Here is a 19,701-nt window from a genome sequence, read left to right as displayed (position 1 = left end):
CCGCATGCTCGTTCCGGTAGAAGGCGGCGACCTGTTCGTCGAGGTCCACGACGGCGACACCGCGCCGGTGCTCGCGATCCACGGCGTCAGCGGCAGCCGCGAGCTGTGGAACTGGGTGGCCGCGCACAACTTCTCGCTCATCACCCCGGACCTGCGCGGACGGGGCGACAGCCACACCGTCCCCGGCGGCACGATGAGGCAGCACGCCGACGACATGTTGCGCGTGCTCGACGCCCTGGAGCTCTCCTCGGTGACCGTGAGCGGCATGTCGATGGGCGGTTATGTCGCCGTCGACCTGGCGGTGCGTCACCCGGACCGAGTGCGCGCGCTCGTGCTCGTGGACGGCGGCTTCCCCATGCCCGCCCACGCCCAGATGACCGAGGAAGTCCTCGCGGCCGCCTTGGCCCCTCAACTGGCCGCTCGCGAACGCACGTGGACCGTCGACGAGTACCTCGCCGTGCAGGCCGCGGTGAACTCGGCGATCGACCCCACCGACCCGTTGGTCCGCGACTACTTCGCCCACGACCTGACCGACGACGGTCACCTCAGGCTGTCCGCCGAGACCCTGCTCACCGACACCCGCGACGTCGTCTTCGGCACGTCGCGCTGGCAGGAGCTGACCGTGCCGACGTGGTTCGTGCACGCCGAGTGGAGCACCGGCCCCGGCTCCCCGCCCGCCTACACCGTCGAGCAGGCCGCCGAGTTCCGCGCCGCCCTGCCCGTGCTGCGCGAACCGGTGCTGATCAACGAGGTCGACCACGGCGGAACCGTGATGACCAGGGCTGGAGCCGCCGTGGTCGCCGAGGTCCTGGCCGAGGCCGCCCACGCCTGAGCCGCGCGCCACACCTCGTGGACTTCGACCTGCCCGCGAGTTACTGTGTACACAAATGATTAGTACACCAAGTATTCCGGAGAACCCGCTCGAGCTGGAGCGTCAGGTCTGCTTCGCGCTCGCCGTGGCATCCCGCACGGTGATCGCGGTGTACCGGCCGATCCTGGAGCCGCTGAACCTCACGCACCCCCAGTACCTGGTGATGCTGGCGCTCTGGGAGCGGTCGCCGCGCACGGTCAAGGACCTGAGCAACGCCCTGCAACTCGACCCCGGCACCCTCAGCCCGCTGCTCAAGCGGCTGGAGGCGATCGGGTACGTCGAGCGGCAGCGGGACAAGGCCGACGAACGCGCGCTCGCCCTCACCCTGACCGAGACGGGTCAGGAGTTGAGGAAGGAAGCGCTGAAGATCCCCTTCAAGGTCGTGGAGCAGCTCGACATGACGTTCGAAGAGCTCGCGCAGCTGAACCAGGTGCTGCACAAGGTGATCGCGAAGGCGACGCGATGAACCCCGCGCTGAAGGTCTGGTACTACGCGGGTGGACGCTTGCCGCAGAAGTACCGGGAGTTCGTCTACGAGGACGTGACCGGTCCGAAGTGGCTGCTGCGCTTCACCGTGCGCAGTCTCGTGCAGGTCACACCACTCACCACGGCCATCACCCTGGCGCTCGTGTTCGGCCTCGACTCGCCGTGGCCACTGGCAATTGCGTGCGGTGCGCTCGGTTTCGTTGTAGGACTGTACTTCGCGCTGTCGTATGCACCTGAAAGTGTGGACTACCGGCTCACGAAGTACGGGTACCCGAGAGGTTCGGCGACTCAGGGGCGCCGGGATCGAAACGCCGTGCGGGACCGCGCGCGACAAGCGAAGTACGACGCGGTCTGGCGGCGATCCGAAGGGTAGAGACCTATGGCCTTGTTGAGCGATCAGTTCGAGTTCACGAGGCCGCAGGCGCTCACCCTCACGGCAGGTTTGCTGCAGCTTGCTTTCGGCTGGTTCGACCTGTTCGGTTTGGACCCCAACTACCACGTGATCCAGGTCGGCGTCGGCGCGCTGGGCGTCGCGATGGCGTGGCGGCACGACCTCGCGCGCATGTACGGACTCCTGCTGCTGCTCGGGTTCGGGATGCTGGCCTTCTCGCTCGACGACGTGACGACGGAGAGCTTCCTCGAGGTGCGCACGGCGTTGATCGGGCTCGTGATCACGCTGGCCAGGCCGGCAAAGCACGCTCCGAACTGACGTCGCGTTCCACCGAGCGCAGCGCGGTCAGGGTCGCGAAGCCCTCCGCCAGCAACGCCGTGTCCGTGCCCGGCACGAGTGATTCCTCGGCGTAGACGTGCACGAGTTCGACCTCGTCGTCGCCCACGTCGTCCACCCGGCTCTGCACGGTGCCGAACCGCGCCAGCTCCGCCCAGCGAAGTCCTTGCACGTCAACGACGTTCGGCACGTTCAACGACAGCACCGTGGCCGCGGGCATCTCCCCCAGCATCGGCAGCACGACGCGCACCACCTCGTCCGCCTTGTCCCACAACGGTTCGGGCCCGTCCAATCCGACGTCGAGCGACACCGCCAGCGACCTGACGTCGTTCACGTGCGCGGTCAGCGCCGCGCCGACGGTGCCGGAGTGCAGGATCGCGCGGCCCACGTTCGCGCCCAGGTTCACCCCCGACAGGACGACGTCCGGCTTGCCGCCGAAACCACCCCGGCACGCGATCAGCGAGATCAGGCCGGGGTGCGCCGCGACCGCGTAGGCCTCGACGTCGAGGCCGGGCAGGGTGCGGCGTTCGCTCGCCACCCGCCCGTTCTCGCCGGACGCCGCGACCGACGCGCTGGTGCCGCTGGCCTGGGTGGCCGGCGCGGCCACCACCACCTCGAACCCCGACGCGACCGCGGCCGACGCCAGGGCCCACAGGCCGGGAGAGTCGATTCCGTCGTCGTTCGTGATCAGCGCGCGCATCCGCTCATTCCTCGATCGGCTCCAGTTCCACGCGTTTGCTCAGCTCGCGCACGGCGTCTCCGCCGCCGCTGCCCAGGCCGTGGCGCGTCACGTTGACCGCGCCGGCGGCCGCGCCGAGCTTCACCGCGTCCGTCAACGACATACCCAGTGCGAGGCCCGCTGAAATCCCCGCGGTCATCGAATCACCCGCGCCGCGCGTGTCGACGGGCTCCAGCTTGGGCATCCGCACGAGGTAGAGCTGGTCTTCCAGCAGCGCCAACCCCGGTTCGTCGGCGCGGGAGACCACCACACCGTGCACGCACGAGGAGGCGATCTCCCGTGCCTTCTCGATCAGCTTGGTCAGGTCCTCCTCGCCCAACTCCTCGTGCGAGACCTTGACGACGTGCGGGCCGCCGCGCACCGCTTCGGCGAGCCGGTCGCCCGCGAGGTCGACGATCACGCGACAGCCGTTGCTCGTCAGGTCGGAGGTGAGGCGGAAGTACGTGTCGTGGGGCAGCACGCGGTCGTCGGAAGGCCCGCTCAGCACGGCCGTGCCCGCGCGGATGCCTTCCACCAGCGCCGACTCGTACACGTCGTCGAGTTCGTGCCGGGACAACGCGTCCGGGATCATCTCGACCATCTCGGACCGGTGGCCGTCACGGCGATCGTGCACGTAGGCACCGTTGCGTGCGGCTACTTCGCGTGCTTTGAGGTCGACGTGCTCGCCTTCGAGCAACGCACGCAGCACACGGCCTGTCTCACCGCCGAACGTCGCGCACACCACGGCTTCGACGCCGAGCGCGGCGATCATCCTGGACTGCCAGAAACCCTGGCCACCGGCGTGCAGGTGCACGTCCGGCTCGCCATCGAGGTCCTCGACGGTGACGGTCAGTTGAGGGGACGGGGCAAATACGGCAACTCGGGCATCCACGACAACCTGGTACCCGGCGCGGGCGAGCGCTACTCACCCGCGCCGGAGTAATCAGGAATCAGCGGGCACGGGAGAACGCTCTCGGCCCGCGCCCGATCGCCCGTGGGACAGGCGGGCGCGGGCGAACGCTCTCGCCCGCGCCCGATCGTCCAGGAATCAGCAGGCGCCGCCGTCACGCCAGACGCCCCACTGGCCGGTGGTGCCGGGCTCCTCGCCCCGCGTCCACCACTGCGCGGTCCACTTCTTGCTGTTGTGCGACACGACGTTGCCGCCGGTGTAGACCTTGTCGCGTTCCCACGCGGGCTGCGTGCAGGGGCCGGGACCGGGGCCGCCGGTGTCCCACGGGACCTGCGTGGACTTGTAGAAGTTGATGCCCATGGTCGTCCAGCGCGGGCCCTGGTTGCCCAAGCGCACCTTGAACTGGTCCCAGTTGTGCGTCGACCACGGCGACCACGCCAGTTCGGCGATCGCGCCGAGCCTCGGGAACGCCATGAACTCGATGTCCTTCGCCGTCACCAGCGTCTCGCTCCACAGTGGAGCTTCGACACCGTGGACCGCGGACTCCGGCACACCGCTCAGGTGCGTGCCGGGGTTCCAGTCGTACGCGGTCTGGACCTCGATCAGGCCCGCCCACGACAGGCCGAGCGGCGTGCTGGAGTTGTACTTCATGTCCAGGTACGCCTTGTTCGCGGGCGACATGATGACCTTGTGGCCACGCGCCGCCGCGGCCTGCACCACGGCGTTGGACGTCGAGGTGCCCCAGTACTGCGGCATCGTGGCGGTGTCGGTCGTGGTCTTCACGAACTCGTGCCAGCCGAGCGCGGTCTTGCCGTACTTCTTGACGATCGGAAGCGTGCGGTCCATGAACGTCTGGTAGTCGGCGTCCGACGTCGAGTGCGCCTCGTCGCCGCCGATGTGCAGGTACGGGCCGGGCGTGAGCGCCGCGACCTCGCGGATCACGTCGTCCACGAACTGGTAGGTGAGCTCCTTGCCGACGCACAGCGAGGAGTAGCCGACCTCGATGTCCGTGCGCAGTGGCGGGGCCTGGCCGTTGCAGTTCAGCTCCGCGTACGACGCCAGTGCCCCGTTGGTGTGGCCGGGCAGGTCGATCTCGGGGATCACCGTGATCTTGCGCGACGCCGCGTACTGCACGATCTCGCTGTACTGCGCCTTGGTGTAGTAACCGCCGGGGCCGCCGCCGACCTGCGTGCTGCCGCCGTACGTGGCGAGGCGCGGCCAGCTGTCGATCACGATCCGCCAGCCCTGGTCGTCGCTCAGGTGGAGGTGGAAGTAGTTGATCTTGTAGAGCGCGAGCTGGTCGATGTAGCGCTTGACCGTCGAGACCGGGTGGAAGTGGCGGGCCACGTCGAGCATCGCGCCGCGGTAGGAGAACCTCGGGTAGTCGACGATCAGCGTGCCCGGCACGGTCCACGGACCGGCCTGCGCGGTCGTGCTCTCCACCTTGGCGGGCAACAGCTGCCGCAGCGTCTGCACGCCGGTGAACAGGCCTTCGGACGTGTTGGCGCGCAACACGATCGAGCCTGCCGCGACGTCGAGCTGGTAGCCCTGCTGGCCGACCGTGCCCGGCGCGCCCGTGAGCAGCAGCGAGATGCCGTCGGACGGCGTTCCGGTCGTGTCGGAGACCGGGAACGCGTACCCGGTCGAGGGCCGCAGGACTCCGGCGAGGAAGGTGCCGACGTCCCTCGCGGCAGGGGCGGTGTAGATCTTCGTGGCTGCCGTCAGCGTGTGCGTGACACCGCTTCTGGCCTGCACCGAGACAGGGACCGGCACGAGGCTCTGCAGTGGTTCCGCGGCTTGCGACTGCGCGCTCACGGACAACGCCGCTGTGACAGCGATGACCGCGGCGAGAACACGAGTTCTCACGACTCCTCCTCACGAGTCGGGGGCGGCGACCCTGCCTCCAGCGTGCTCAAACATCCCTTTTGTCGTCAATGGTCTGGGCCAATTCTTTCTTCGAGACCGGCTCGAAAGCGGCCTTCCGCGCGGCTCGGCGCAGCGTCCGGAGCAGCACGGGCCCTGTCACCGCAACGAGAACGGCGGTGGTGACGGCCCGCATGAGGTCCCAGCCGAGCGACGTGGCGAGGGTGAACGCCGCGAGCCGCACGAGGTTCGTCACGGGTGAGGAGGTGGGGTCGAAGCTGACGGACGTGCCCTCGCCGACCGCGAACGGCCAGAACGACAGGTTGAGCAGGAAGCCGTAGACGAGCGAACTCAGGACGCCATAGCCGGCCAGCAGCGCGATCTCGGCCTTGCCGCGCCACTGCGGGAGGAGCCCGGCGCCCAGCGCGACCCAGGCCGCCCCGAGCATCTGGTACGGCAGCCACGGTCCGACGCCACCGGTCAGCAGGGCCGACGCGAACAGCGTCGTGTTGCCCAGCACGAACCCGAAGCCCGGCCCGAACACCCGGCCGCCCAGCACCATCAGGAAGAAGACCGTCTCGATACCGGCCGTGCCCGGTCCGAGCGGCCGGATCGCGGCGCCGAGCGCGGACAGCACGCCGAGCATCGCGATCGCCTTGGAGTCCATGCCCTTGTCGCTCAGTTCGGCGAGCACGACCGCGAGCACCAACGGCAGCAGGAGCGCGAACGTCCAGGGCGCGTCGCCGCCGTGCGCGATGTCGCTGGACGGCTGGACCACGAGCGGCCAGGTGAACGCGGCCAGTCCGATCACGCCCGAGATGGTGAGCGCGACCGCCGACCGTCTGCCGATGGTGATCACAGGGCGGCCTCGACGTCGGCGACCGTGAGCCACGGCCCGAGGATCTTGCTGACCTGCGGGGCGAAGATCGGTGACGACGTCACGACCTCGCGCGCGGGGCCGTCCGCGACGATCTCGCCTTCGGCCATGACGATCACGCGGGTGGCGTACTCGGCGACGAACTCGACGTCGTGCGTGGCCAGGACCGTTGTGGTGGGCAGGTTCTTGAGCGCGGTGGCCAGCGCTGCCTTCGCCGGGTAGTCGAGGCCGCGGGTCGGTTCGTCGAGCAGCAGGACCTGTGGGGTTCCGGTCAGCATCACCGCGAGCACGAGCGCGAGCCGCTGGCCTTCGGACAGGTCGCGCGGGTGGGCCTGGGGCGGCACCTGCGCGAGGCTGTCGAGGAGGCTCCGGCACGTTCCTGACGGCCGGCCGGTCTCGGTGTCGGCCTGGACGCACTCCTGCTCGACCGTTTCCAGGTAGAGCAGGTCGGAGGGCTGTTGCGGCACCAGCGCCACGGTCTGGCGTCGTTCTGCGGGCTTGAGCGTCTTGGGGTCGATGTTGCCGATCGTGACGTTTCCGGACGTGCGTTTGCCGCTGCCCTGCACCGCCCAGAGCAGCGACGACTTGCCAGAGCCGTTACGTCCCATGAGCGCGACCCGTTCGCCCTCGCCGACTTCGAGCGTCACGCCGCGCACGGCCTGGACATCTCCGTACCGGACAACGACATCGCTCGCTTCGAGGACCGGGCTGGTCTTCGTCACGGGTTCGGGCCGGGGTTCGGGGAGCCGGGCACGCAGGGGTGCGGCCTGGCGGCGGGCGTCGCGGACCGAGACCGGGATCGGTTCCCACCCGGCGAGTTGCGCGAGCCTCACGACGGGCGGGGCGACCGGTGCGGCCTTGAGGACCTCGCCGACGTCGCCGATCAGTCCCTGCGGCAGCAGGAGAGCGCGGTCCGCGTACTGCGCGACGCGTTCGAGGCGGTGTTCGGCGATCACGACGGTCATCCCGAGGTCGTGCACAAGTCGTTGCACGGCAGCGAGAACGTCTTCGGCGGCGCCGGGGTCGAGTGCCGAGGTGGGTTCGTCGAGGACGAGGACCCTCGGGTGGGCGGTGAGGGCCGCGCCGATCGCGACCCGCTGTTGCTGACCACCGCTCAGTGTCGCGAGTGGACGGTCGCGGAGGATGGCGAGCCCGAGCAGGTCGAGGGTTTCCTCGACGCGTTTGCGCATGACGTCGTTCGAGAGGCCCAGAGACTCCATCGAGTAGGCGAGTTCGTCCTCGACGTTGTCCGCGACGAAACCCGCCATCGGGTCCTGGCCGACGAACCCGACGACGTCCGCCAGTTCGCGCGGCGGGTGCGTGGCGGTGTCACGGCCGTCGACCAGCACACGTCCAGCCAGGGTGCCGCCGCTGAAGTGCGGGACGAGGCCGTTGATCGCGCGCAGGAAGGTCGACTTGCCGGAGCCGGTGCGGCCGACGACGAGGCACAGCTCGCCTTCGGGGATCTCCACGGAGATGTCCGCGAGCACGGGCTGCTCGGCGTAGGTGACGGTGACGTCCTCGAACCTGATCATGCTTCCCTCGCGAAGGCCAGAGGTGCCAGTGCCACGAGCACGCCCAGCGCCGGAATCAGGGGCAGTTCGGGTGCCTGCAGGGGAACCGTCGACGGCGACAGCGCCGGATCCGCCGAGAACACCAGCACCACCGCTCCCACCACCCCGCTCAACGCCACCCCGATCGCCGTGGGCGTCCACCGGTCCGGCCGGTACCGCGTGCGCGGCACCCGGCGTGCCCCGACCCGCAGCCCCGCGATCGCCAGCACACCACCGAGCACCAGCAGCGGCCAGCCGGTGTAGGCGCCGGCGAGCAGCCCGTACGTGCCGATGCAGAGCCCGAAGAGTCCAGCCAGCACCAACGTGCCGGTGAGCACCCGGTCCTTGCGCGAGATGCCGGCCGTGCGCCCGTACCCGCGCGAGTCCATCGAGGCGGCCAGCACCAGCGACCGGTCGAGCGCGTCCTCCAGCACCGGCACCAGCATCGTGCGGATCGCCTTCGCTCCCCTGGCCGTGTCGCCCCTGAGCTGCCTTGCCTTGCGCACCGATCGGGCGGACGCGACCAACTGCGGTGCCACGGTCAGCGCCACCACAACGGCCACACTCACCTCGTACAACGCGGCCGGCAACGACCGCAGGAGCCGCCGGGGGTTGGCGAGGGCGTTGGCGGCACCGACACAGCTGAGGATCGTCGCGAGCAACAACCCCTGGTACAGCGCGAAGATCAGCCCCTCGGCGCTCACCGGTCCGCCGACGCGGATGCCCTGCGCCCAGTCGGGCAACGGGACCTGCGGCAGCGTGAACAACACGGTCAGGCCGGTCACACCGCCGAGGAACGCGTGCACGAGGACGCGCAGGCCGATGATCAGCAGGCCGAACTTGAGGAACACGCCGTAGGTGCCGGCCCACGGCGTGTTCGCACGGCAGGTCACCACGACCACGCCCGCCACCGCCAGGATCAGGCCCAGCAGCAACGGGTTCGTGGTGCGGCTGGCGGCGGTGGCGAGGCCCAGTGCCCACAGCCACCACGCGCCGGAGTGCAGCTTCACGCCGAAAGCCTCATGCGTCTTCCGCGGCGCGGCGACGACGTGCCACCAGCACCCCGGCCACCGCCAGTGCTGCGATGACCAGCGCCCCGAGCAGCGTCCACAACCAGCCGGAGCCCGATTTCTCCTCCACCTGCTGCGACTTCTCCGCCACCGCAGGAGTCGAGGTCTCCCCCGCCACAGACGACGACACGGCGGACGAAGGCGGAGCCGACTCCACCGAAGACGGCGCAGCGGCCGACGAGGAAGTCGGCGGAACGGTCGTGGTCACCGCAGGGGGTTGCTGTGCCGGAGGTTGCTGCACCGGCGGCGCGGGAGGCTGCGGTTGCTGCGCCGGCGGAGGCGGTGCGGGAGCCGCGGGCGGTGCGATGCCAGGTTGTTCGCCGGCGCCGAACGCCCACCCCTCCACGGTTCCGCGTCCCGGCACGAACGTCGCCGCGCCCTGGTTGCTGTACACCCACGAACCACCGGCCGGTGCGTGCCAGTACGACCAGTACGCGGTGGCGGGCGAGGCGTTGACGCACTTGTCCGCGTCCGTGCCCGGCTTTCCGTTGATGCGGCAGACGAAACCAGCCTGCCGCGAGGCGTAGGTGTAGCCGAAGCCCGCGGCGGTCAGTGCCGCGATGCCGGAGGCGGGGCTACCGGGTGCGCAGCCCTGCTGGACGCCTCCGCCGAGGCCGCGGTAGTCGACGACGACGGTCACGCCGTCACATCCCGCGGCCTGCGCCGGCACCGGTGCGAACGCCGCTACCAGTGCCAGCGCGAGGAAGAGCCTTTTCACGGGGCGGTGCTCGGAGCGGTGCCGGCGCCGAACGCCCAGCCCTCGACGGTGCCGGGAGCCGGGTCGTAGCCGAGCGCGCCGGAGGTGCTGTAGGTCCAGGTGCCGCCGGGGGTGGCGTGCCAGTAGGACCAGTACGCGCTGGTCGTGGGCATCTTGCACGGGTTCGGAAGGGCCTTGATCGTGCAGACGAACCCGGGCTGGCGCGGCACGAACGTGGTCGGGAAGCCCGCGTTGTTCAGCGCCTGGATTCCGGTGGTCGGATCGATCGAGGTGCAGCCGGTCTGGACTCCGCCGCCCAGTGCGGCGAAGTCCACGACGACCTTCACGTTCGCGCACGGAACGGCGGAGGCAGGGGACGTGACGACGAACGAGCTCGCGACGAGGGCGAGGACAGCAAGCATGCGGCGCATCACGCACCAACCTTCCGACGACGGGAGACGAAGAGCAGGACGGCACCGGCGAGCACCGCGAACGACCCGAACAGGCTCAGCGGAACGGCCTGGTCCGGTCCGGTGACGGCGAGCGGCGGGTCGGCCGGGGCCTCGGGCCCTGCCGGAGCGGGCGCGGTCGGCACGGTCGGCTCGGGCGCCGAGGTGACCGGTGGCGTGGTGGTGCAGTCGATCGCGGGCACCCCGGGAACAGCCGACGAAGCCGTCACGTCCGCGAGGCTCACGCGAGCCAGGCCGAGCATCGCCTGTGCGGTGGCGCGGATCGCCGGGTACGGCTCGAAACCGGCGCTGTCGTAGGCGACCGCACCGCGTCGCGCCTCCGGTCCGGAACAGCCGACCTGCAACGACTTCAGGTACGCCACGGCCTTGTCCGCGGGCTGAGTGAGACCCCCCTCGACGAGCGCGCCGACGGCGAGTCCCGTGCTGTTGGCGTTGGCCCCGGCAGTCGCGGACGGGAAACCGCCGTCCGGCTTCTGCTGCGAGGCGAGCCACGTCAGGGCCTTCGGCGACGCGGTCTTCTCGCCCACCGCCAGCAGCGCCTGCAGTGCCATCGCCGTACCGTCCACATCGGACTTGCACGGCGCCTGTTCGAAGGCGATCGGGAAGCCGCCGTCCGGGCACTGCGTGGAAACCTGGTACACCACCGCCTGGTCGGACGGCAGGGCGGCGCGCTTCAGCACGATGATCGCCAACGCCTGCGTGAACGCGTTGGTCTGGTCGAACCCGGGACCGGTCGCGTCGCGGTAGCGCCCCGACTCCTCCTGCAACGGCGCGAGCCGCTCCAGCAGGTCGACGCCCGCGAACGCGTGCGGATCGGTGCCGAGCGTCTGCGCGACCAGCGCGAGCTTCACCAGGCCGCCGACGTACGACTCGTCGCCTTCACCGATCAGGAAGTTCAGCTGGTCGGGCTGGGCGAGCCAGGCGGCGGCCTTCACCGCCGTCGACCTGCCGACGCCCGCCGCCGCCAGCGCGTAGACGCCGTCCGCGGTCAACCCGGCGTCCACGAGGCCGGGGCCCTGGAGCAGGTGGTCGCCACCCTCGAACTGGCTGACCAGCCACGTCCCCGCGGACGGGGCCGCTTCCGCCGCCTGCGCCTGCGGTGTCACCACCAGCGCGGTGGCCACCAAGGCCACCAACGCGGATCTCCTGATCACTACGCCTCCCATGCCCGCGGTCCTCGACGGGTCGGTGGAGCTACCGCACGCCACGGGCAGTCGGACTATCACCGTTGCGGGTCAGCGCCGGAGTTCCACCGGCTTCCCCCGCGGCATGCGGATGCTGTTGTCAGTCAACGATCGTGCGGGAGGGATCTATTTGAGTCAAATGGCTGTGAGCTGGGCCATCAACGAGCAGAATCGGCGGATGGGGGATTTCGCGAAGCAGGTCGACGACGCGGCACGGGTGATCGAGGCGTTGATCCCGGACGAACCGGCCGCCACGCTGGGCACGCACACCGCCCAGCGCGGGAACGAGCGGCACGCCCGTGGCTCCGCGACACAGCAGGCGTTGCGCGGGTTCTCGTCCCTGGCGGCGGAACGGCTGCTCGGCGCGCTGGAACTGGCCGTGGCCCGGCTGGACCTGACCGCACCGGCCGAACTGGTCTCCGGACTGGTGCCGCCACCGGCGAACGCCACTTTCGGGTTCGTGTCGATGGGCGAGCAGAGCGCGATGGCGCTGCCGATGACCATGGTCGACGGCGCGCACCCCGGAGCGAGCAGCCTGATCCTCGGGCACGTGCGCGCGTTGTTCCCGGACATCAACGACGTCGAGGGTGACGAGCACGCCATCGCCGTCAAACGCGGCGCGACGCACCTGGCGGTGGCCGTGGTGGTGGCAAGGGCGGTTCTGAACGCGATCGGCACTCCGGTGGCGGCCAATCCCGCGGCGGCCGTCGGCATCGCGATCGGCGCCTGCGCCGCGATCCTGCCGGACGTGCCCATGCCTCACGCGTACGAACGGGCCGTGCAGGAGAAGCGGCGCCGCGAGTACCGGCCCACGTCCTGGATGACGGAGGCGATGGTGTCCGGCCACCAGTTCGTGGTGGTGGAAGAGCCGAGCCTGACCGAGGCGGACTTCACGGCGACGGGTCTCGTGGCCGCGATCGACACCGGGTTCGCGGTGCGCACGGGTCTCGCCGACGGCAAGGTTCCCGTGTCCGTGCAGGTCGTGCTGGACGAACCGCACCTGCCCGACCTGGAGCAGTGGGACGAGGTCGCCGAGATCGACTACGTCGCGGTGGCCGGGGCCGCGAAGTTCGGTCACGGCAGCACCGCTCCGTGGCCGGGTGGGTTCCGGGTCCGCGTCTGCGCGACCGGACGGGACGAGGGCGAGGAGCGCTACGACCTGACGCTGTGGCCCGCGCCGGCGACGGATCCGGTGGTGCACAAGGCGGCTGACCGAGTCGGGCACCTGCTGCGCGGCGAACCGGCCCCGCCGCCGATCTCCCGTCCCGAACGGCCGTACCAGTGGCTGGAGGACCTCGGGCCCGCGGCGACGGTCACGGTCGTCACGAACGCCGGTGTCGCCGACGTGGTGGACGAGTTCGAGGAGGACTCGGTCGCCGTCGAGATCGAGGGCGGGGTGCTCGTCGTCGAGTTCAACAACTACCAGGGCAGCCGGATTGCCGTCCTGCAACGGCTGTCCCGCAACGGAAAGGCCGCCAGCTACCACTGGAACGCCAACCGGGTGACGCGCCTGTCGTTCGCCCGCGACGGGCAGCTGACCGAGGACGCCGACACCCGGAAGGCGGTGGAGGGACTCAGCTTCACGGACCTGCGGCACCTCGACGCCAAGGGGATCACGGCGGTGGTGAGGTTCACCGGCACCGTGATCCCCGAGGCGATCCGGGAACTGGTCAGTAGTTCGGCAGGCTGAGGCTGTTCACGACCTGGGCGAACTCCTCGGTGGGCGCGCCGCCGTTGGCCTGGTTCTTCAGCGCGATCTCCTGGTTCGCGACGACGTACGGCCGCAGAACCTCCTCGTAGCGCTGGAAAGCGGCCGACGGGTCCTTCGCGAGCTCACCGGCGAGCACGTACGCGCCGACCAGCGCCATGCTGGTGCCCTGCCCGGACAACGGCGAACCGCAGTACCCGGCGTCACCGAGCAGCACGACGTTGCCGTGTGACCAGGAGTCCATCCTGATCTGGCTCATCGAGTCGAAGTGGAAGTCGGGCGCCTCCCACATGTGTTTCACCGCGGTCGGCCACACCCAGCCCGCGTCCGCGAACTTCTCGGCGAGCAAACGACGCTGGGCGTCGACGTCGCGGTGGTCGAAGTCCACCTCGCCGTAGAAACCCATGTAGACACGGCATTCCGCGTTCGAACGGGCGCTCATCACGCCACCGCCGACGACCTCGCCCTGCTGGAACGTCTGCCAGTGGTCGAGGCCGAGGAAGTTCGGCGCGGTGAAGACGGCGAGGTTCATGCCGAGGTGGGTGATGAACTCCGCCTCCGGTCCGAACACGAGCCGGCGGACGGTGGAGTGCAGGCCGTCCGCGCCGACGATCACGTCGAAGTCGCGCGGCGCCGCCTTCTCGAACGTGACGCGGGTGCCGTCGATCGAGGTGATCGTGTCGTCGAACAGGTACTCGACACCGTCCACCGCGTCGAACAGCATCCGGGCGAGGTCGTCGCGCAGCAGCTCGACGTCGGGACTCGCGAGGTCACCTCCGCTCAGGGTGTGCGTGGTCGAACGGAACAGCTCGTTGCCGTCGGCGTCGACCACGTTCATGCCGCGCATGTTGGTGCTGAACGACCTGAGCCGGTCGCCGAGGCCCATGCGTTCGACGACCTCCAACGCGGGACCGCGCACGTCGATGGCCTGGCCGCCGGGCCGCATGCCGCGGCACCGCTCCACCACCGTGACCTCGAAACCGCGGTGGCGCAGCCAGTACGCGAGAGCGGGCCCGGCGATGCTGGCGCCGGAGATCAGGACGTTCTTCATGGTGGTGCCCCCTGTGAGTCGGTGTTGCTCACAAGGTGCGGGCCGGCGCTGACCGTGCGCTGACCGTCGGCGGTCAGGGCTTGACAGCGACCCCCGCGAACGGGACCTCGTTGATCTCCGGGCTGGCCGCGAAGTCGCCCTCGCCGTCGGGCCGCCACGACGGGCAGCCGACCAGACCGGGCTCCACCAGGTCGAACCCGCCGAAGAACGCCAGCACCTCGTCGTGCGTGCGCGGGAAGGCCTGGTTCGCCGTGCTCTTCACGTTGTAGGTCTGCACGGCCTGGTCCATCCCGGCGGGCTTGGCGTCGGCGGACGCGTGCGACAACGCGAGGAAGCTGCCGGGCGCGAGCGCGTTGCGGTAGTGCCCGACGATCGCCGCCGGGTCCCACTCGTCCGGGACGAAGTGCAGCACCAGCAACATGAACAGGCCGACCGGCTGGTCGAAGTCGATGAGCTCGCGCACCTGACCGGCGTTGAAGATCGCGTCCAGGTCGCGCAGGTCGGCCTGCACCACGGCGGTGTCGCGGTCACCCGCGAGGATCAGCTCGCTGTGCGCGACCGCGACCGGGTCCCTGTCCACGTAGACGACCTTGCAGTCCGGCGCCTCCGCCCGGACGATCTCGTGCAGGTTGCCGACGGTCGGGATGCCGGAGCCGATGTCGAGGAACTGCCGCACACCCCGTTCGACCATGTGCAGCGCGGCCCGGCGCAGGAACGACCTGTTCAGCCGTGCCGCGTCGCGGACGCCGGGCATGATCTGCAGGATCTTCTCGGCCAGAGCGCGGTCCGGGGCGAAGTTGTGGCCGCCGCCCAGCCAGTAGTCGTACACCCGAGCCGGTGACGGCACCGTCGTGTCCACACCTGGAGGAACCCAACCGAGGTCGCTGCTCACCGACCGAGCGTATCCGCGTGCACCAGGACGGACGAGCAGATGAGCATCCGATCGTGTGTATCTGCTCGCCCCCACTGGCGCGCTGCCCCTAGGTTGTTCGGGGTCACGAGAAGGTGGGTGTGATGCCGAGCGTCACGACGGTGCCGGGCCGCTGGCCCCTCATCGGGCATTCCGTCACCCTGCTCAGGTCTCCGGTCGAGTTCCTGTCCTCGTTACCCGCCAGTGGTGACGTGGTCAGAGTCTTCCTCGGTCCCCTGCCGGTGTACCTGGTCACGACGCCCGAACTGGCGCAGCAACTGCTCGCGTCGGACGCGTTCGACAAGGGCATCGTGTTCGACAAGATGCGGCCGTTGTTCGGCAACGGGCTCGCGACGTCGAACGGCGCGTTCAACCAGCGGCAGCGCCGGATGATGCTGCCCGCGTTCAGCCGCGCGCGGGTCTCGACCTACGCGGAGAACGTGATCACGACGCTCGCGACCGAGCTGCGCGACTCGTGGCACGACGGGCAGCGGCTCGAGTTCGACGCGCTGATGCAGGACTTCGTGCTGACGGTCGCCGGGCGCACGTTGTTCTCCGCCGAGCTCGGGCAGGAGGTGCTGGCCGAGGTCAGGCGGTCCATCCCGATCATGCTCAGGCACGTGCTGGTGCGCGCGTTCTCCCCGTCGTTCGTGGAAAGGCTGCCGCTCAAGGCGAACCGCGAGTTCGACGCGGCCGCGGCCCGGCTGCGCGAGGTGATCCCCGCGGTCGTGGTCGGCGCGCGGAAGCAGGGCACGGACCACGGTGACCTGCTGTCGGCACTGCTCGCCGCGCGGGACGCGGACACCGGTGAAGCCATGACCGACGAGCAGATCCACGACGAGGTCGTCACGATCCTCACCACCGGCGCGGAGACGACGGCGGTGGCGCTGGCCTGGTTCTTCCACGAGATCGGCACTCGACCCGCTGTGCGGCAACGATTCCACGCCGAGGTCGACGCCGTGCTGGGCGGGCGGCCGGCGACGTTCGCGGACGTGGCGAAGCTCGAGTACACCGGCCGGATCATCAACGAGGTGCTCCGCCGCACCCCGCCGATCATCCTGATGCGCCGGGCCCGCGAGGACGTCGAGATCGGCGGGGTGCTGGTGCGCAAGGGTTCCGAGATCGCCGTCTCGCAGCACACCCTGCACCGCGACCCGCGCTGGTTCCCGGACCCCGACGGGTTCGACCCGGACCGCTGGGAGCCCGCCAGAGCCGCCGCGCTGCCCAAGGGCGCGTTCATCCCGTTCGGTGGTGGCGCCCGGTTCTGCCCAGGACACTTCCTCGCCCACACGGAGATCACGATCGCCGCCGCGACGATCGCGACCCGCTGGGACCTTGTCCCCGTTGCGGGACAACGCGTCTATGCCCAGGTGAAGGCGACCATGCAGCCGAACCGGCTGCCCATGACCGCCGTGAGTAGAAAGCCTCCAGCGTGAAACTGCTCCCCGTTCTCGCCGCTGTGCTGGTTTTGACGTCGCTGACGCCTGCCGCGCACGCCTCCGGTGCCGACTGCTCGCTCACCACGCTCCCGGTGTCCGGGCCCAGCGGCACGGCGACGATCTCCGGCCAGCTCTGCACACCGGCGGGCGCGAACCCGGACTCGATCCAGCTGCTGGTGCACGGCGGCACGTACAACCGCGCGTACTGGGACCTGCCGGGAGTGCCGGAGTCCTATTCGTACCAGCGGAACATGGCTCACGAAGGCCGCGCGACCTTCGCCGTCGACCGGCTCGGCACCGGCGCCTCGTCACATCCGCTCAGCCTGCCGATGCTGATCTCCCTTGAAGCGCGGACGATGCACGAGGTCGTGCAGCACCTGCGTGCCGGACGCGTTGGCGGCACGGCGTACCGCAAGGTCGTCATCGTCGGGCACTCCGTGGGCTCGGGCATCGTGGCGATGGAGGCCGCGACGTACCACGACGTCGACGGCGTGGTCCTGTCCGGAATGACGCACATGCCCGCCGTCCCGGTGCTCGCTCTTGGTGCGGCACTGGGACTCCAGCCCGCGTTCCTCGACAACGTCCTCGCCAAGCTCGGCAGCGACCCGCTGTACTTCACGACGCGGCCGGGTGCGCGGGCCGGGCTGTTCTACGCGATGAACGACGCCGAGCAGGTCGTCGTGAACGCGGACGAGGCCACGAAGGACCAGGTTTCCGTGCCCGGCATGGGAACCGTGGCCGTGTTCGGCATCGTGCTGCCCACGACGTACGGCATCGACGTGCCGGTGTTCCAGGCGGTCGGCAGCGACGACGTGCTGTTCTGCGGCCTGCTGGCGTTGCGCGACTGCTCGAACGCCGCGAGCCTGCGCGCCCAGGAAGCCCCTTACTACCGGCCGGAAGCGCAGTTGCAGACGTACGTGCTGCCGGGCGCGGGCCACTCCCTCGGTCTGCACCGCAACGCGGAGGACTACCGGGACGCGACCCGCGCCTGGCTGAGCTCTAGGTTCGGGATGTGAGCCGGTAGGCCGAAGTGCCGAGGCCGGAGGGGCCCTGGTGGAACACCACCGGGATCTCTCCGGCTTCGTCGTAGCGGCTCGTCTCCTCGTGCCAGTGGATGATCCCGACGATCCAGTCCTTCAGCTCGTCGGCGTACCGGGTCAGGCCGTCGCGTGCCGGGGAGTCCAGTGCGAGGTCGTCGAACATCTTCGGCATGTCGGTCTCGACGGACTTCACGAACTGGCCGAGCCGGGCGTCCATCAACGCGTAGGTGATCTCGAAGGCGCGGGATTGCGAGACCCCCAGGAAGTTCTCGACCACGCGCACCATGTTGTGCACTTCGCCCTCGTGCTGAATCTCCTTCAAGTACGAGAAGACGTCGTTCAGCATCGTGCAGTAATCCATGGCCGACCGTTCCATGGTCTGCACGACCCGCGTTCCCCACAGCTCCGCCGGGACCGTCGCGGAATGCGAGAACCGCGACAGCGACGTCGTCAGCTCGGAACCGAACGTGCTGCGCCGCATTTCCACGTAGTCGATCGGGTCGGGGATGCGGTTGTAGTGCATGTTGACCACTTCCCACACCCACGCGTCGAGCATCGCGTCGATGGTCTCGCGGAACGTGGCGCGGAACGCCGGGGTCATGGGTCCCGCGGTCCGCTGCCACAGGTTCGCGAGCGAGAGTTCCATGGCGTTGGCCGGCATGACGGTCTGCACCAGGTCAAGGGGCATGCAGGCCTTGAGCCGGGCCGTCTGGGTCTTGAGCCCGAGGAGGTTGCGGGTCTGGCCGAACCAGAGCGGGTAGGCGTCGTCGGCGTAGGTGCCCCAGGTGAGCCAGCAGCCGGACAGGAACAGCTCCTGCTCCGTCGCGTCCGGGTCGATGCCGGCCGAGCAGAGCGGGAAGTCGAAGCCGCGGATCTTCCGCTCGTCCCAGATGCCCTCGTCCGTCATGCCGTGCTCGACGGCCCACTTCACGACCTGGTCCCTGGCCTGGTCGAGATGGGGCGACAGGGTCAGCGTGAACGGCGTGGTGAACTCCGGCAGCGCGTACGGCTCGACGACCTTCGGCGTGTTGCTGAACTGCCTGAGCCGCTGCGGCAGCGTCTTGGCGTACGAACCGAGAACGCCCAGCTGCGGCTTCGGGTCCTTGTTCATGTACCGCGACGACCGCAGGTGCCACTCGTGGCCGCCCGCCTGCCAGTCCTGCAGGCCCTTCACGTAGCCCAGGACGGCCGCGCGCCCGATCGGGTCGATGGCGTGCTCGTCCAGCAGGATCGGCACCTCGGTGAGCGCCGTGTGCTCGAACTGGTGCAGCCGCGAGGTCAACAGGTCGTTGACGGCCTCCGCGGCCTGCTGGGTCGGGAGGTCGAGGAACTTCTCGAACACCAGCACGCCGTTGGAGAGCTCACCCTCGTCGAGCACCTCGCGTTCGTAGGAGAACAGGTCGTTGCGCAGGTGCACGGCGTCGCTGAACGTGTCCCGCAGGACCCCGATGGGCCTGCTGAGGGCGATGCTCGCCGGGACTTCGAGGCCGACGGCGTGCTCGACCAGGTTCGCGCTCCACGGCGCGCCACCGACCTTGCGGCGCATCTCGACGTACTCGATCGGGTTGGACAGCCGGTTCGAGCTGATGTTGTGCAGCTCCCACATCGACTCGTCCAGCAGGTGCTTGGTGTTCGCGACGAACCGTTCGCGCCAGTCCCGTGAGTGCGTGGAGACCGTGCGGCGCCAGAGGTCGGCGAGGCCCTTCTCCACCGGGTTCGCCGGTTCCTCGGTGATGGCGCCGTTGACGGGCATGAACAGCGGCAGCCGGTCGAGGTAGGCCTGCGCGCCCTTGATGTCCGGGTTGCGCTTGTAGAGCTCGACGAAGTGGTCGTCGAAGTAGAAGACCCAGACGTACCAGTCGGTGATGAGGTCGAGCGCCTCACCGTCGCAGTCGGGGTGGGTGTACGCGCAGAGCAGCGCGTAGTCGTGCGCCTCGAGGTCGGCGGCGGTCCAGATCACGGTGCCGTGCTGCGGCACGTCGACCATGTCCATCTCGTGCGCCCAGGCGCGCGTGTGGACGCGGGCGCGTTCGAGGTTCGGGTTCAGCCGAGCCGGGTGGGGCGTGTAGAACTCCGGCAGCTGGAACGGCTGCATGTGCGTTGGACCTCCGCGCGTGGGGCTGGACGC

Annotated in this window: 19 protein-coding genes and 1 riboswitch; of the genes, 7 read left to right on the top strand and 12 right to left on the bottom strand. The window is 69.7% G+C overall.

The annotated features are described in order from the left end of the window. The first annotated feature begins 4 nt into the window (after positions 1-4). Genes PV646_RS35440 through PV646_RS35425 form a run of 4 tightly spaced genes read left to right on the top strand, consistent with a single transcriptional unit; the run spans position 5 to position 2,065 of the window. Positions 5-832: an alpha/beta hydrolase gene (locus PV646_RS35440; RefSeq protein WP_500346673.1), complete on the top strand. Its 828-nt coding sequence runs from the start codon at positions 5-7 to the stop codon at positions 830-832. A 55-nt stretch (positions 833-887) separates the two neighbouring features. After that, positions 888-1,337, top strand: coding sequence for a MarR family winged helix-turn-helix transcriptional regulator (locus tag PV646_RS35435; RefSeq protein WP_452254900.1), 450 nt, complete (start codon positions 888-890; stop codon positions 1,335-1,337). Beyond that, positions 1,334-1,729, top strand: a complete 396-nt coding sequence (locus tag PV646_RS35430) for a DUF5313 family protein (RefSeq protein ID WP_500346672.1) — start codon at positions 1,334-1,336, stop codon at positions 1,727-1,729. Before PV646_RS35435 ends, PV646_RS35430 begins: the two co-directional genes overlap by 4 nt. Before the next feature lie 6 nt (positions 1,730-1,735). Next, a complete protein-coding gene (locus tag PV646_RS35425) occupies positions 1,736-2,065 on the top strand; it encodes a hypothetical protein (protein WP_500346671.1) in 330 nt (109 codons plus the stop codon). Here PV646_RS35425 and surE read toward each other — a convergent pair. The 9 genes from surE to PV646_RS35380 all read right to left on the bottom strand — a co-directional run bounded on the left by surE (position 2,028) and on the right by PV646_RS35380 (position 11,407). Next, complete coding sequence (gene surE / locus PV646_RS35420; RefSeq protein ID WP_500346670.1) at positions 2,028-2,783, bottom strand: 5'/3'-nucleotidase SurE; 756 nt, start codon at positions 2,781-2,783, stop codon at positions 2,028-2,030. The genes PV646_RS35425 and surE overlap by 38 nt on opposite strands. A gap of 4 nt (positions 2,784-2,787) precedes the next feature. Continuing rightward, entirely contained in the window at positions 2,788-3,693 is a 906-nt protein-coding gene (locus tag PV646_RS35415; protein WP_500346669.1) for a 1-phosphofructokinase family hexose kinase, read from the bottom strand. 156 nt (positions 3,694-3,849) lie between these two features. After that, on the bottom strand, positions 3,850-5,577 hold the full coding sequence (locus PV646_RS35410; protein ID WP_500346668.1) for a beta-N-acetylhexosaminidase: 1,728 nt from the start codon (positions 5,575-5,577) through the stop codon (positions 3,850-3,852). Between the two features lie 46 nt (positions 5,578-5,623). Further along, complete coding sequence (locus PV646_RS35405) at positions 5,624-6,385, bottom strand: ECF transporter S component (RefSeq protein ID WP_500346667.1); 762 nt, start codon at positions 6,383-6,385, stop codon at positions 5,624-5,626. A gap of 44 nt (positions 6,386-6,429) precedes the next feature. Beyond that, complete coding sequence (locus PV646_RS35400; RefSeq protein ID WP_500346666.1) at positions 6,430-7,986, bottom strand: ABC transporter ATP-binding protein; 1,557 nt, start codon at positions 7,984-7,986, stop codon at positions 6,430-6,432. Beyond that, positions 7,983-9,014, bottom strand: coding sequence for a CbiQ family ECF transporter T component (locus PV646_RS35395; RefSeq protein WP_500346665.1), 1,032 nt, complete (start codon positions 9,012-9,014; stop codon positions 7,983-7,985). The genes PV646_RS35400 and PV646_RS35395 overlap by 4 nt, the downstream gene beginning before the upstream one ends. Positions 9,015-9,024: 10 nt before the next feature. After that, positions 9,025-9,792, bottom strand: coding sequence for a hypothetical protein (locus PV646_RS35390; protein WP_500346664.1), 768 nt, complete (start codon positions 9,790-9,792; stop codon positions 9,025-9,027). Next, positions 9,789-10,202, bottom strand: coding sequence for an SCO2322-related protein (locus tag PV646_RS35385; protein ID WP_500346663.1), 414 nt, complete (start codon positions 10,200-10,202; stop codon positions 9,789-9,791). Before PV646_RS35385 ends, PV646_RS35390 begins: the two co-directional genes overlap by 4 nt. After that, positions 10,202-11,407: a prenyltransferase/squalene oxidase repeat-containing protein gene (locus PV646_RS35380; RefSeq protein WP_500346662.1), complete on the bottom strand. Its 1,206-nt coding sequence runs from the start codon at positions 11,405-11,407 to the stop codon at positions 10,202-10,204. Before PV646_RS35380 ends, PV646_RS35385 begins: the two co-directional genes overlap by 1 nt. Positions 11,408-11,441: 34 nt before the next feature. Beyond that, positions 11,442-11,513: riboswitch (adenosylcobalamin-variant (AdoCbl-variant) riboswitch) on the bottom strand. Between the two features lie 90 nt (positions 11,514-11,603). On the opposite strand from PV646_RS35380, the gene PV646_RS35375 reads away from it, so the two are divergent. Beyond that, entirely contained in the window at positions 11,604-13,115 is a 1,512-nt protein-coding gene (locus tag PV646_RS35375; protein WP_500346661.1) for a hypothetical protein, read from the top strand. Here PV646_RS35375 and PV646_RS35370 read toward each other — a convergent pair. Then, entirely contained in the window at positions 13,096-14,184 is a 1,089-nt protein-coding gene (locus PV646_RS35370) for an FAD-dependent monooxygenase (RefSeq protein WP_500346660.1), read from the bottom strand. The genes PV646_RS35375 and PV646_RS35370 overlap by 20 nt on opposite strands. Before the next feature lie 73 nt (positions 14,185-14,257). Further along, positions 14,258-15,076, bottom strand: a complete 819-nt coding sequence (locus PV646_RS35365; RefSeq protein ID WP_500346659.1) for an SAM-dependent methyltransferase — start codon at positions 15,074-15,076, stop codon at positions 14,258-14,260. A 122-nt stretch (positions 15,077-15,198) separates the two neighbouring features. Between PV646_RS35365 and PV646_RS35360 the strand changes: the two genes are divergently transcribed. Both PV646_RS35360 and PV646_RS35355 read left to right on the top strand, forming a co-directional pair. After that, positions 15,199-16,530, top strand: coding sequence for a cytochrome P450 (locus PV646_RS35360; protein ID WP_500346658.1), 1,332 nt, complete (start codon positions 15,199-15,201; stop codon positions 16,528-16,530). After that, positions 16,527-17,549, top strand: a complete 1,023-nt coding sequence (locus PV646_RS35355) for an alpha/beta hydrolase (RefSeq protein ID WP_500346657.1) — start codon at positions 16,527-16,529, stop codon at positions 17,547-17,549. Before PV646_RS35360 ends, PV646_RS35355 begins: the two co-directional genes overlap by 4 nt. Here the strand turns inward: PV646_RS35355 and PV646_RS35350 are convergent. Then, a complete protein-coding gene (locus PV646_RS35350) occupies positions 17,533-19,668 on the bottom strand; it encodes a terpene synthase family protein (RefSeq protein ID WP_500346656.1) in 2,136 nt (711 codons plus the stop codon). The two genes, PV646_RS35355 and PV646_RS35350, sit on opposite strands and share 17 nt — an antisense overlap. Positions 19,669-19,701: the final 33 nt, after the last annotated feature.

The organism is Streptomyces sp. ID05-26A (assembly GCF_033794685.1).
Classification (GTDB): domain Bacteria; phylum Actinomycetota; class Actinomycetes; order Mycobacteriales; family Pseudonocardiaceae; genus Lentzea.
Note: the sequence above shows the minus strand (reverse complement) of the source record. Positions and strands in the feature narration are given on the sequence as shown.